The following is an 11,724-nucleotide window of genomic DNA, read 5'->3' as shown; positions in this document are numbered from 1 at the left end:
ATGCCGGAATACAACTAAATCTGCATATCAAGAAGGGCCGTAACCCTGTCTTTTACATAGGCAGCTTTGTTGTCAGTGGAGATCATGTCATCATCAAGCCCGTTCATGGTGCTTTTATGCATCTTTTCTACCCGTTCATCTATCTTACGGAAATATTCTTCCCGCTTCTCTTCCCATGCTCCCTGCTCGGTTTGCAGGGCACGTAGCCTGCCCGGATCGATCTGGGTATAAAGACGCTGAAGGGTACTGTGCAAAAGGCTGTCGAGCTGCTTGTAATAAACAAGCGCACAGCTGTAACTATTACTGCCTTTAGACAGGCATTGCTGATAACGGATTTCCAGTGAGTCCAGGGCCGTTTGGCGCGACTGGGCATATGCATTACTACACAGAAATACCGCCAGTATAAGGATAAGGTTTCGCATAGGCGCTGTGTGAACGCCAAAGATAGCAAAATTATTATATAAATATATGATATAATTTGTAAGGATGACTTCCGTGTGATCTTACTGCGTTGCTCCCACAGACCCGGTGCAGGTTTCGCCGGGAGGAAGTCCGTTCAGCCACACCCGGAGGGCTTCGGTCCGCTGGTTGGTCAGCTCCGTCAGATAATTGGATTTACATGCCGGGAACATGCTACCATAACTTTTGGCAGATTCAGGATACATCGCTTTCAGTTGCGCATCGCGAAGCTGTACCCACAGTCTTTGTGCTTCTTTAAAATTGTTGATGAAGGTTTTGTTGGCCGTATATTTTTTCAGGATCTCCTGGTATATCGTATTCAGTTTTTTATCAGCGTCTTTGTATTCCTGTCCGGCCTGTTTGTTCATCTCTGCCTGTGTTTGCGCAACACCAGCAATGCTGCCGGCCATTAATAACAGCGCAATAAAGAGTGATTTCATATTGTGATAGTTTAAGGATGAATACGGATACTCTGGTTGATTTCAGACGGCCGGAAAAAACGTATCCTGCCTTGGAATATTGCAGGATACGTTCTCTCAGTATATTTTCTGATAGCATCAGATCACCACTAGTTCGTAGAAATCAGCGGGCGAAAAATATTGTTTTGCCAGTTGCTGCAATTCTTCAGCAGTGATGGTTTTGATGGTTTTAATGTTATTGTAGAAATAGTTTTCGTCCAGATCATTGAGGATCAGGTTTTTCCAGCGTTGTATCACCTGGAAGGTACCGTCCAGGTCACCGAGGATGGAACCAACCATATAGTTGCGCACGAGGTCCAGTTCTTCCTGGGGTATTATTTCGTTTTGCAGGGTTTGCAACTCCTTGTACACTTCTTCGATAGTGGCTTCACACACATCTCTTCCGGCTTCTGTCTGGATATTGATGGCACTTACCTGTCTGAAGTTATAGAGCTGGGAATAGATACCGTAAGTATACCCTTTTTCTTCCCGGATGTTGCTCATCAGTCTGGAGCCGAAGTATCCTCCCAGAATGGTGTTGAGTACCAGCATTTTAGGGAAGTCGGGATGATAGCGGTTAGGGAAAGGGCGTGCTACGCGAACGGCACCCTGTACCCCGTTTTCATCGTTGAAGATGCGGAATTTTTTTTCTTCTGCCGGTTGTATCGGCAGGTCCAGTTTGGTCAGACTGGATTGGCCGTTCCATTGGCTGCTGCCGAAGTATTTATTCAGCAATTCGATCATGTTGGCAGGCATATTACCGGCAACAAAGATGCGGCAGTTATTATACGTATAATGCTTCTGATAGAAGGCCCGCAATGTTTCAGATTGCAGGGCATCATAAGCCATCATGCTGCTGACACGGCCATAGGGATGGAATTCACCAAACAGGTATTTATCGATGAAACGATTGGCCACAAAATCGCATTTCTGCAGGTTGACAGCCAGCTTCTGTTTCTGATTCTGTTTATAGAGCTGTAGTTCTTCTTCCGGGAAGATAGGATCAAGGATGACCTCCTGCAGTACAGGCAGCAGTACCTCTGTATGTTTGGAGAGGCAGTGCAGCGTAAACGTAGCGTTTTCATGGTAGGCATTACGGTTCAGGTATGCGCCATGATAGTCGATGGTTTCGTTGATCTCCAGGGCAGTATGCTTACTGGTACCGTTTTTCATGAGAAAGTTGGTAGCCGTGGCTTCCAGGCTTTCACTTTCGTACCAGGAACCTGCTGGAAATACCAGTTCCAGCTGCAGTGTTTCCTGCTCTTCCGATCTGAGGGCATAGACGGGAATACCGTTGTCCAGCTTAAATAGTTCGTAAGGCTTCAGCGCTATATCAAACTCCACTGCATCTTTAATGGAAGGAGGAATTGTTCTGTTCATAATGTCTCATTTATGCCGTGCAAAGGCCGGGCTGGCCTAGTTTTCGGCGTAATAATAAATCGTGTTGGCATTCTTTTCATCAAAGAGCAGTTTGGCTTCTCTGTGAATATCGGCGGTTGTTACGACTTCGTAGTTTTCAAATTCTTTGTTCATCAGGCTGGCATCTCCCAAAAGCTCATAAAAGGCCAGGTTGTTGGCACGATTGAGCAGGCTCATATCTTCAAATGCTAGCAGGCTTTCCACACGGTTTTTCACTTTCTGTAATTCCCGGTCTGAAATAATTTCGTTCTGCAATTTCTCCAGTTCCACCTGAATGGCTTTCTCTGCATCTTTCATCTTAACGCCTTTCACCAGTTTACCTTCAATGGTCAGCAAACCGGCATCGAGGCTACCGAAATGATAGCAGTCAATATTACTGAATAACTTTTTCTCTTTCACCAGTACCTGATGCAGACGGGAAGAGCTGCCACCACCAAGGATATCTGTGATCAGGTCGGCCGCATAATAACGTTTGTCTGCCCGGGGATACATATGATAACATTTGTAGAGTGCATCCAATGGAACATTGGTTTTTACCTCCAGTTTGTGTGCTTCCGCCTGTGCTGGTTCTACCGGCAGGTTACGATTATATTTTTCTCCGGAAGGGATATCACCAAACCATTTCTCTGCCAGTGTTTTTACCTGTTCTACGGTCACATTGCCGGCTACGGAAAGGATCGCATTAACAGGACGGTAAAACCGGAAGAAGAAGGCTTTCACATCTTCCAGTTTGGCATTCTCGATATGGGAAAGTTCTTTGCCGATGGTCATCCAGCGATAAGGGTGCGTGGAAAATGCCAGTTCACGCATCTTATGCCATACGTCGCCATAGGGCTTGTTGATATAGTGTTCCTTAAACTCTTCTGACACTACTTTCCGCTGAACGTCCAGGCTTTTTTCGCTGAAGGCCAGTGATAACATACGGTCACTTTCCAGCCAGAAAGCAGTCTCAATGTTTTCAGCCGGCAGCTGGATATAGTAGTTGGTAAGATCGCTTGTAGTGTAGGCGTTGTTCTCCCCTCCTGCCATTTGCAGTGGCTCATCATATTCGGGAATATTAACAGATCCGCCAAACATCAGGTGTTCAAACAAATGGGCAAAACCGGTCTGTTCCGGGTTTTCGTCTCTGGCTCCTACGTCGTACAATACGTTTAATACGGCCATAGGTGTGGAGTGGTCTTCGTGAACAACGACCCGCAGCCCATTAGCCAACGTAAATTTATTATAATGAATCATAATGTAATATTAGTGTAAAAGTAAAAATAGGGGAAAAAACAAGGAGTTGTGCATTCCGGAGCAGGAATTGCGGAGGATTTACTGAATGGTTTTTCATTCGATGTACAACTCTTTTTTTGAATAGTTGATGACAACGGTAAACTGTTTCCAGATATCATAACCAATAGAGCCGGCTATTTCCGTGAATACACCAACATCGTTAATGTCTTTACTATAGCTGACAGGCACATTGGGAATGCTTTTGCCGCCCAGTTGCATGGAAGGTATGCTGCTGTTGATATAGTAAAGTACCCTGACCATATCCTGTACCCGGTCTGTGTTGATAGTAGGCAGACTGTTGATCCGGTTGGAGTCTACATAAGGCCAGTTAAACAGGATGCCGTAATCGCCGCCGGTAGTGATATGATAATGACCGGGAAGATTCCGCCCATCTGGTAGCTGGATGGCTGCATCTACTACAGGAGTGGTGTAGTTGAGCTGAAAATGCAGCAGGCGGCCGGTATTGCCTATGGGCGTTTTGCCGTTACGGTACAGTACCAGCTGTTGTTGCCGGTAATCAATTTTAACGATGTAGAGTTTAAGCAGATCTACTCCGATCACACCATCTATCTGTCCGATATCGTTGAGATTTTCGAGGTAAGCCTTCACATAGGGAATGCGCAACTCTTTCAGGTATAATGCATTGAGTGTTACCACCAGGGTTTTGATCATGGCGTTGTTGGTACCGCTCATGAAGGATTGATGTCCGCTGTTGATACGCATCTTCTGCGCCACATGCTCATGCAGGATGGTGACTTCCGCGCCGGTATCAAACACAAAATGAAGGGTGTCTGTACTACCGGACAGCATTACAGGAATAACTACATGTTTGTCTACCATGCGAAAAGGAATAACAGCCGCCGGTTTGGTATTATCTTCTGCCGGTGTTGTGTTTCTTCGTTGTGCAAAAGCAGGCATGAAGGTGTTAAAGGATATGATTACTACGGTTCCTAGAAAACGCCACATGCTGCAAATAACGCTAAAGAATGCTTTTTATTGGCAACTTTTTAATTAACAGTTCTTTATCCCTGGCAACAAGCATGGTGGCTCTGGTGCCGATATTTTTAAGCATTTCGCGGAAGAGCTGCAGGTTAGCACCCAGGTTGTTGTTGATAGCCAGGATGATATCCCCTTTGCGGAAACCGGCTTTTTCGGCAGGTGATCCTTTGATGATGTCGGTAACTTCCACCCTTCCATCGATAAGATAGATGATCAGCCCTGTATAGGAATAATCAAACATGTCTTTGAAGTGGGTGTTGGGCATCAGGTATATTTCCTTTTTGGCGTAGTTGAGTGTGATATTAAACCGGCGTAGCAAGTCGTTGCCGATCATGCCGCCGAGAAACGGATAGGCGGTGACGTTAGTTTTATCATCGAAGATATAAGTCGGCACATTGCGGAAGGAATAGCTGCCAACACGGAACTCCGGTATTGTGGTGAGCGACATCTGCATTTTGCCGCCGAGGCCCTGGGCTTCTGTCTGGATGATCTTCCTGCTTTTGCGGTGATTGCTGAGCAGGGCGCTGTCTTTCACAAACTGTGTGGAAATCAGGAGGCACATACCGGCACCGGTATCAAAATAATAGCGGTTGTTGACAGTTCTTTTGTTACTCCTCATGGGGGCTGTAATCAGCGGTATTTGTGTGAGGGAGGGTCTTAGCAGTTGCCCACCTTTGGGATAGTTATAACGCCCTTTGGAGTAAACGATGATTTCTTCTGTGTCATAATCTACGGTGACAATATACCGGCTCAGAAAACTGTATCCGATGATACCATCTACCTGTATCCCGTACACCTGGCTGATCAGCTCATAGTCGTTAACGTGAAAGTCAAGGCTGTCGATGGTAAGGCCGGGTAGTCTGAGGGTTCGGTTCATGGCAAAAGACACGATTTTGGCGGCTCCCAGTCCTTTCACTACCTTGTCGGTAGGCGTTAGCTGGATACCCAGTCGTATACAGGTGGCCGTGTCCAGCGATATGCCGGCGCTGCCGGTATCGAGGATAAACTGCAGGGTATCCGGCAGGTTATCAAGCAGACCTGAAATAACTACAACGCCACCATAATATTGCTTGAATTTAAAGCGGGCGACTGGCATAGAGGCGAGGGTACTATCATGCTCAGAGGTGGCATTTCCGGCAAGTACCGGCTGAGAGAAAGCAACGGTAGCTGCGATAGTGAGCAGCATGGCAAGTAACAGATTTGGTTTAGGCATACAGAAGATGCAAGGGGATCGTTTACCTAAATTTAATGTTAAATATGGTACATATAAAATATTTTTATTACCCGCTGTTATTGTGCGATATACTACCTTTGTCGGGTTATTTAGTGACTAGAAAAACAGCATATGGAACTTCAGGATTTATACCAAAAGGCACAGCAGTTTGAGTTTCTGACAGCAGAAGAAGGTGTATTCATGTTCGAAAATGCACCGCTGGCAGAATTGATGCACATTGCCAACGAGTTACGCAAGCAACAGGTGCCGCATGGAAAGGTGACCTGGCAGATAGACAGAAACGTGAACACTACCAACGTGTGCACAGCCAACTGTAAGTTTTGTAATTTTTACCGCATACCCGGCCACGCCGAAGCATATATTACCGATATAGAGGAGTATAAACGCAAGATCGATGAAACCCTGAAATTTGGCGGCGACCAGCTGCTGTTGCAAGGTGGTCACCATCCTGAGCTGGGGCTTAGCTTTTATACCAACCTGTTCAGTGAACTGAAAAAACTGTACCCTACCCTGCGTCTGCACACGCTGGGCCCCCCGGAAGTAGCACACATCACCAAACTGGAAAAAAGCACCCATATCGAAGTGCTGCGTGCCCTCCAGGAAGCCGGTATGGACAGCCTTCCCGGAGCAGGCGCCGAAATCCTGAACGACCGTGTGCGCAGGCTGATCTCCAAAGGCAAATGTGGCGCCCAGGAATGGCTCGACGTGATGCGTGCAGCCCATAAGCTGAATATCGCTTCCTCTGCCACCATGATGTTTGGCCACGTAGAAACAGTACTGGAGCGTTTTGAGCACCTGGTAGACATCCGTCAGGTACAAAGCGAAAAACCGGAAGGTCACTACGGTTTCACCGCCTTTATCCCCTGGACATTCCAGGATGTAGATACCCTGCTGGCAAGAATCCGCGGTGTACATAACATGACCACTTCAGAAGAATATATCCGCATGATCGCTATGAGCCGTATCATGCTGCCTAATATCAAAAATATCCAGGCCTCCTGGCTCACCGTAGGTAAACAGGTTGCACAACTTTGTTTGCATGCAGGCGCCAACGACTTCGGTTCCATCATGATCGAAGAAAACGTGGTAAGCGCTGCCGGTGCACCTCACCGCTTCACCTACCGCTCTATGCAGGAAGCTATCAAAGAAGCCGGTTTTGAACCACAGCTGCGCAACCAGTTGTATCAATTCAGAGAGATACCTGCCAATATTGAAGAGCAGATAATCAATTACTAAGCGAATTGTTTTTAATATCAAAAGCCCTGTCAGACGGAATGCTGACAGGGCTTTTGTTTTTCTGCCTGTCATCATCCTATAAAGAATTGTTAAAACTATCTAGTGGCTGTTACCATTTATTCTTTCCTACGTCTAACAGATGTAACTCATCAAAACAAAGGAGGGAACCATGAAAAAGCTGGGTTTAATATTATCAGGATTGGTGATTATGGCGATGGCTGCCTGTAGTACGAAGATCACGTCTTCCTGGAGGGCCAAGGATGCACCGCAACTGCAACGCGACAAAAAAATAATGGTGATGGCGCTGGTTCCTGAAAGGAGCCGGGCACTCAGAAGTCAGATGGAAAACTTCACCGTTTCCGAGTTCAGAAAAAGAGGGTATAATGCTGTTTCTGCATTACAGGAATTCGGTCCCGGACAGTTTATGCAAATGGGTGAAAAGCAGGCTATCAGAAAGCTGCAGGGTAGCGATGTTAGTCAGGTGCTGACTATTGTAATGGTGGATAAAGGCAGAGAAAGAAGTTACGTGCCTGGATATGCCTATTCTCCTTACGGTTATTATGGATTCTGGCCTTATTATTCCCGCTGGTACGGTACCTATTATTCTCCGGGTTATATCACCTATAATACAAAGTATCAATGGGAAGGTAACCTGTATGATCTGCAAAGCGGACAGTTGTTATACTCTGTACAATCACAATCTTTTGATCCCCCTTCCACCGAAAGAATGGCCGTTTTATACGCACAGCAGGTGGTAAAAGATATGGCGAAAAGGCAGTTACTGGCCAGGAACTAATCAATGCAGTAATGACAAATGAAGTGTGAAAGTGCTGAGCAGATCAATTATTGATCTGCTCAACTTTTTTATGGGTGATTCATTATCAATAACTTCGAAATTCGTAATTTTCTTCGTAGGTTTATCCCCCATTTATTATTTCCAGCTATGTTAGAGGTACCCGTTAATGAAGATATATACCTGCGGCAACTACAGTTGCAGGATGCGCCCCTGGTGTACAAGCAGCTGGATGCTTCCCGTAAAAATCTTCGCAAATTCCTGCCATGGGTGGATTATAACACCAATGAGGAGCATAGTATACGTTTCATTCAGATGATGCAGCGAAAGGCAGAAGAACAGGAAGCAGTAGCATTGGGTATCTGGTACAAGGAGCAGTTATGTGGTGTGATGGACCTGCACGGATGGGATCATCAGCTTCAGAAAGCGGAAATAGGCTACTGGGTGGCGGAGTCATTTCAGGGCAAAGGCATTGCTACTGCGGCCTGCAGGGCACTGATCACCTATGCTTTCAAAAAATTACGACTCAATAAAATAGAAATCCGTTTTGTGCTGCAGAACGAACGCAGCGGGCAAATCCCCATCAAGCTGGGATTTACCCGCGAAGGTATTCTCCGGCACAACGCCAAACTACATGGTCAGTTTGTAGACATGGTAGTGATGGGCGTATTGCGCAAAGACTGGAAGTTTTAATGACCGGCCTCTGTGGTTCGTCTCACCCGGCTATGTTTCCTGCCATAGCAGTAGTAGATGACCATTCCCACAGCCATCCAGATGATAAGCCTCAGCCAGGTATCCAACGGAAGGAATACCATCATTCCCAAACAGGTGAGTATACCCATAATCGGAACAAATGGTACCCAGGGCGTTTTAAAAGAACGGGGTGCATCCGGCATGGTATAACGCATGATCCACACACCAGCACATACAATCACAAAAGCCAGCAGTGTACCGATGCTGGTCATCTCTCCCACTACCTTAATAGGTACCAGTGCAGCAAACAAACTGATAAACACACAGAAGAGAATATTAGACTTCCATGGTGTACGGAAACGGGGATGTATCTCCGAAAATACTTTCGGCAGCAGACCGTCTTTAGACATCGCGTAAAACACGCGTGATTGTCCCCAGAGGTCTACCATGATTACAGAAGTATAACCAATGATGATAGCAAGTACCACCATCTGTCCGAGCCACTTGTAAGGTGTATGGGCAATAGCGACGGATACCGGCGCACCACTGTTTTTAAACTCAGTGTAAGGTGCGAGGCCCGTCATCACATGGGAGAAAACAATAAACAATACTGTACAGATGGCGAGAGAGCCTAGTATGCCGATGGGCATGTTGCGCTTCGGATTTTTGGTTTCCTGTGCAGCCGTACTCACAATGTCAAAGCCCAGAAATACGAAGAACACTACGCCTGCGCCCCGAAGTATGCCGGACCATCCGAAATGCCCGAACTCACCGGTGTTTTTAGGGATATAAGGTACCAGGTTGGCGGGCTGCACATATTTCCATCCCAGGGCAATGAATACCAATACCACGCCTACTTTCAGCGATACCACCACTGCATTCCAGATAGCAGAACCTTTAGTACCGCGCATCAGGATGTAGGACATTAGTATCACGACTAATGCCGCCGGAAGGTTAAACAGGCCATGTACAACTTCTCCACCCGGCAGCGTAATTGTTTCAAAAGGAGAATGTACCAGCCGTGGTGGCAGATAAATACCATATCCGGAAAGGAATTCAACGAGGTAATTAGACCAGCTGATAGATACTGTGGCTGCCCCTACGGAAAACTCCAGTACCAGGTCCCAGCCTATGATCCAGGCAAATATTTCTCCCATGGTGGTATAGGCATATGTATAGGCACTCCCTGCCACCGGGATCATGGAAGCAAATTCTGCATAACACAAACCGGCAAAGGCACAACCGATGGCTGCTACTATAAAGGACAAAGTAACAGCAGGACCTGCGTTGTTGCCCGCGGCCAGCCCTGTCAATGAAAACAGACCTGCACCAATGATTACGCCCAATCCCAGCATGACGAGCTGAAACCCGCTCAGGGAGCGTTTGAGACTATGACTCCCCTCCTCGCCTGATTCCTGTAGTAGCCAGGACAACGGTTTTTTGTAAAATTGTTTCATTTGAATACTCTACTTGTTTGGTGGACTAATTGGGCGCAAAAGTAGGAAAACATTTGGTTATTGGAACATTTGGTTACCCGGATATTTCTCCGAATAACCAAATGATTATATATCAGTATGTTATGAAATGTCGCAGATATGAATGGCGTTATTCAGAGAAGCCAGCTTGTCAGCATGTGAAGGAATAAACTCCTGTGCTACATAACCTTTAAAACCGGTTTCATAGATGGCTTTCATGATAGCCGGATAGTACAGTTCCTGGGTTTCGTCGATTTCGTTACGGCCAGGAACACCGCCGGTATGGTAGTGTGCGATATATTGATGATGGTCGCGGATATTGCGGATCACATCACCTTCCATGATTTGCATGTGGTAGATATCGTACAGCAGTTTAAAGTTTGCGGAGCCTACTGATTTGCACAGTGCCACACCCCAGGCGGTATGATCGCATTGATAGTCATGGTGATCTACCTTACTGTTAAGCAATTCCATCACGAGGGTCACTTTTTTCTTTTCTGCATAACCGATAATGCGTTGCAGTCCTTTGGTACAGTTTTCAATGCCTTGTTGATCGCTGAGACCATTACGGTTGCCGGAGAAGCAGATCAGGTTGGAAAAACCGGCCTTGGCTGTTTCGTCGATATAATGTTTGAAGTAGGCTTCCAGTTTATCATGGTGAGCCGGATTGTTGAAACCTCTGGTAATACCCCATTCCTTACCATTACTGGCCACCATGGCACAGGTCATGTCATGTTTTTTCAGGATAGCAAAGTCCTTGGGATCTACCAGGTCGATAGAAGGGATGCCGATTTTTTTGGCAGCCACACATAAGTCGTCCAGTGGAATGTCGTAACACCACGCACATACGGAGTGGTTGATTTTTCCTTTTAATGGCTCACCAACAGCTTTGTCGTGAGCGGATACCCTTTCGGTGAGGGATGATAACGCGGTGGATGCCAGTGCCATAGTCGCTACTTTTTTGATCATGTTACGGCGTGAGTTGTCCTCGTGCATATAAGGAGTGCTTTTAAGTGGGATGAATTTAATGGAAAATAAGCGTATTTTCAACACCAACTGTGATGAATGCTGATATTTGTGATGCTTCTGATGAGCGAATTCAACATTAACTGCAATAAGTGTTGATGTTAGTGATGTTTCTGAGGAAGGAAGATGGGTGAGACCGGCTCCTGTTGGGGATGTGCATGATGGGGAGCAGGGGCTTATTTTCCGGGGAAGATTGTCGCGGGAATATGCATTTTTTTCATTTTTCGTATTTCCCTGTCATGTGTACACGCCCTGAAAATGCTACCTTTACAACAGGAATTCTTTTTGGTAAGTAATTTGTTTATGCATAGAAAAGCGGAGGTTGAAAAAAATGGAAAAGAAGTATACCCCTAGTTTGTGGATCTGTATCCTGATGGACCTGATTGGTTGTGCCAGCTATACTGTACCAGTTTTGGGAGAAGTCAGTGATCTTATCTGGGCCCCGATTTCTGCCTTTATTTTTTACCGAATGTTTGGTGGCTCCATTGGTACTTTTGGTAGTGCCTTTAACTTCATTGAAGAGTTATTCCCGGGAACGGATTTTATTCCCACTTTCACCATCGCATGGGTTGTAAAACGGATATGGGCCAGCAGAAGAGCTGTGTCTATGGAGTAGTTTTACTAATGGATTGATTTAGTGATCTGAACGGTGGTTTG

Annotated in this window: 12 protein-coding genes; 4 read left to right on the top strand and 8 right to left on the bottom strand. The window is 46.1% G+C overall.

The window, feature by feature from the left end; translation table 11 throughout:
• Positions 1-14: 14 nt before the first annotated feature.
• The 6 genes from DF182_RS13140 to DF182_RS13115 form a co-directional block, all read right to left on the bottom strand.
• Positions 15-422, bottom strand: coding sequence for a lysozyme inhibitor LprI family protein (locus DF182_RS13140; protein ID WP_113616057.1), 408 nt, complete (start codon positions 420-422; stop codon positions 15-17).
• An 81-nt stretch (positions 423-503) separates the two neighbouring features.
• Positions 504-899, bottom strand: coding sequence for a lysozyme inhibitor LprI family protein (locus DF182_RS13135; RefSeq protein WP_113616056.1), 396 nt, complete (start codon positions 897-899; stop codon positions 504-506).
• Between the two features lie 117 nt (positions 900-1,016).
• Complete coding sequence (locus DF182_RS13130; RefSeq protein ID WP_245957433.1) at positions 1,017-2,297, bottom strand: M16 family metallopeptidase; 1,281 nt, start codon at positions 2,295-2,297, stop codon at positions 1,017-1,019.
• 36 nt (positions 2,298-2,333) lie between these two features.
• Entirely contained in the window at positions 2,334-3,572 is a 1,239-nt protein-coding gene (locus tag DF182_RS13125) for a M16 family metallopeptidase (protein WP_113616054.1), read from the bottom strand.
• Between the two features lie 93 nt (positions 3,573-3,665).
• A complete protein-coding gene (locus DF182_RS13120; protein ID WP_113616053.1) occupies positions 3,666-4,577 on the bottom strand; it encodes an aspartyl protease family protein in 912 nt (303 codons plus the stop codon).
• Between the two features lie 13 nt (positions 4,578-4,590).
• The gene (locus DF182_RS13115; RefSeq protein WP_245957432.1) at positions 4,591-5,796 is read right to left on the bottom strand and encodes an aspartyl protease family protein; all 1,206 of its coding nucleotides are present in this window, start codon (positions 5,794-5,796) and stop codon (positions 4,591-4,593) included.
• A 159-nt stretch (positions 5,797-5,955) separates the two neighbouring features.
• Here DF182_RS13115 and mqnC point away from each other — a divergent pair, with 159 nt between their 5' ends.
• The 3 genes from mqnC (at position 5,956) to DF182_RS13100 (ending at position 8,566) form a co-directional block, all read left to right on the top strand.
• Positions 5,956-7,080 (top strand): cyclic dehypoxanthinyl futalosine synthase, encoded by a 1,125-nt coding sequence (gene mqnC / locus DF182_RS13110; RefSeq protein WP_113616052.1) that lies wholly within the window; start codon positions 5,956-5,958, stop codon positions 7,078-7,080.
• A gap of 169 nt (positions 7,081-7,249) precedes the next feature.
• On the top strand, positions 7,250-7,876 hold the full coding sequence (locus DF182_RS13105; protein WP_113616051.1) for a hypothetical protein: 627 nt from the start codon (positions 7,250-7,252) through the stop codon (positions 7,874-7,876).
• A 147-nt stretch (positions 7,877-8,023) separates the two neighbouring features.
• Entirely contained in the window at positions 8,024-8,566 is a 543-nt protein-coding gene (locus DF182_RS13100; RefSeq protein WP_113616050.1) for a GNAT family N-acetyltransferase, read from the top strand.
• On the opposite strand, the gene DF182_RS13095 is transcribed toward DF182_RS13100, so the two are convergent.
• Together DF182_RS13095 and DF182_RS13090 are read right to left on the bottom strand one after the other, a co-directional pair.
• Complete coding sequence (locus tag DF182_RS13095) at positions 8,563-10,023, bottom strand: amino acid permease (RefSeq protein ID WP_113616049.1); 1,461 nt, start codon at positions 10,021-10,023, stop codon at positions 8,563-8,565. The genes DF182_RS13100 and DF182_RS13095 overlap by 4 nt on opposite strands.
• Positions 10,024-10,143: 120 nt before the next feature.
• The gene (locus DF182_RS13090; RefSeq protein ID WP_113616048.1) at positions 10,144-11,037 is read right to left on the bottom strand and encodes a hydroxypyruvate isomerase family protein; all 894 of its coding nucleotides are present in this window, start codon (positions 11,035-11,037) and stop codon (positions 10,144-10,146) included.
• A 361-nt stretch (positions 11,038-11,398) separates the two neighbouring features.
• Between DF182_RS13090 and DF182_RS13085 the strand changes: the two genes are divergently transcribed.
• The gene (locus DF182_RS13085) at positions 11,399-11,683 is read left to right on the top strand and encodes a hypothetical protein (protein WP_113616047.1); all 285 of its coding nucleotides are present in this window, start codon (positions 11,399-11,401) and stop codon (positions 11,681-11,683) included.
• Positions 11,684-11,724: the final 41 nt, after the last annotated feature.

The organism is Chitinophaga flava (assembly GCF_003308995.1).
GTDB lineage: Bacteria > Bacteroidota > Bacteroidia > Chitinophagales > Chitinophagaceae > Chitinophaga > Chitinophaga flava.
The sequence above is the reverse complement of the archived record's forward strand: the minus strand, read 5'-3'. Positions and strand labels throughout refer to the sequence as shown.

What these genes read in the sequence shown, in the direction of transcription:
- DF182_RS13105 (WP_113616051.1), top strand. Translation starts at nt 7,250, where the DNA reads ATGAAAAAGCTGGGTTTAATATTATCAGGATTGGTGATTATGGCGATG.
- DF182_RS13125 (WP_113616054.1), bottom strand. Translation starts at nt 3,572, where the DNA reads ATGATTCATTATAATAAATTTACGTTGGCTAATGGGCTGCGGGTCGTT.
- DF182_RS13115 (WP_245957432.1), bottom strand. Translation starts at nt 5,796, where the DNA reads ATGCTGCTCACTATCGCAGCTACCGTTGCTTTCTCTCAGCCGGTACTT.
- DF182_RS13120 (WP_113616053.1), bottom strand. Translation starts at nt 4,577, where the DNA reads ATGTGGCGTTTTCTAGGAACCGTAGTAATCATATCCTTTAACACCTTC.
- DF182_RS13135 (WP_113616056.1), bottom strand. Translation starts at nt 899, where the DNA reads ATGAAATCACTCTTTATTGCGCTGTTATTAATGGCCGGCAGCATTGCT.
- DF182_RS13090 (WP_113616048.1), bottom strand. Translation starts at nt 11,037, where the DNA reads ATGCACGAGGACAACTCACGCCGTAACATGATCAAAAAAGTAGCGACT.
- mqnC (WP_113616052.1), top strand. Translation starts at nt 5,956, where the DNA reads ATGGAACTTCAGGATTTATACCAAAAGGCACAGCAGTTTGAGTTTCTG.
- DF182_RS13085 (WP_113616047.1), top strand. Translation starts at nt 11,399, where the DNA reads ATGGAAAAGAAGTATACCCCTAGTTTGTGGATCTGTATCCTGATGGAC.
- DF182_RS13140 (WP_113616057.1), bottom strand. Translation starts at nt 422, where the DNA reads ATGCGAAACCTTATCCTTATACTGGCGGTATTTCTGTGTAGTAATGCA.
- DF182_RS13095 (WP_113616049.1), bottom strand. Translation starts at nt 10,023, where the DNA reads ATGAAACAATTTTACAAAAAACCGTTGTCCTGGCTACTACAGGAATCA.
- DF182_RS13100 (WP_113616050.1), top strand. Translation starts at nt 8,024, where the DNA reads ATGTTAGAGGTACCCGTTAATGAAGATATATACCTGCGGCAACTACAG.
- DF182_RS13130 (WP_245957433.1), bottom strand. Translation starts at nt 2,297, where the DNA reads ATGAACAGAACAATTCCTCCTTCCATTAAAGATGCAGTGGAGTTTGAT.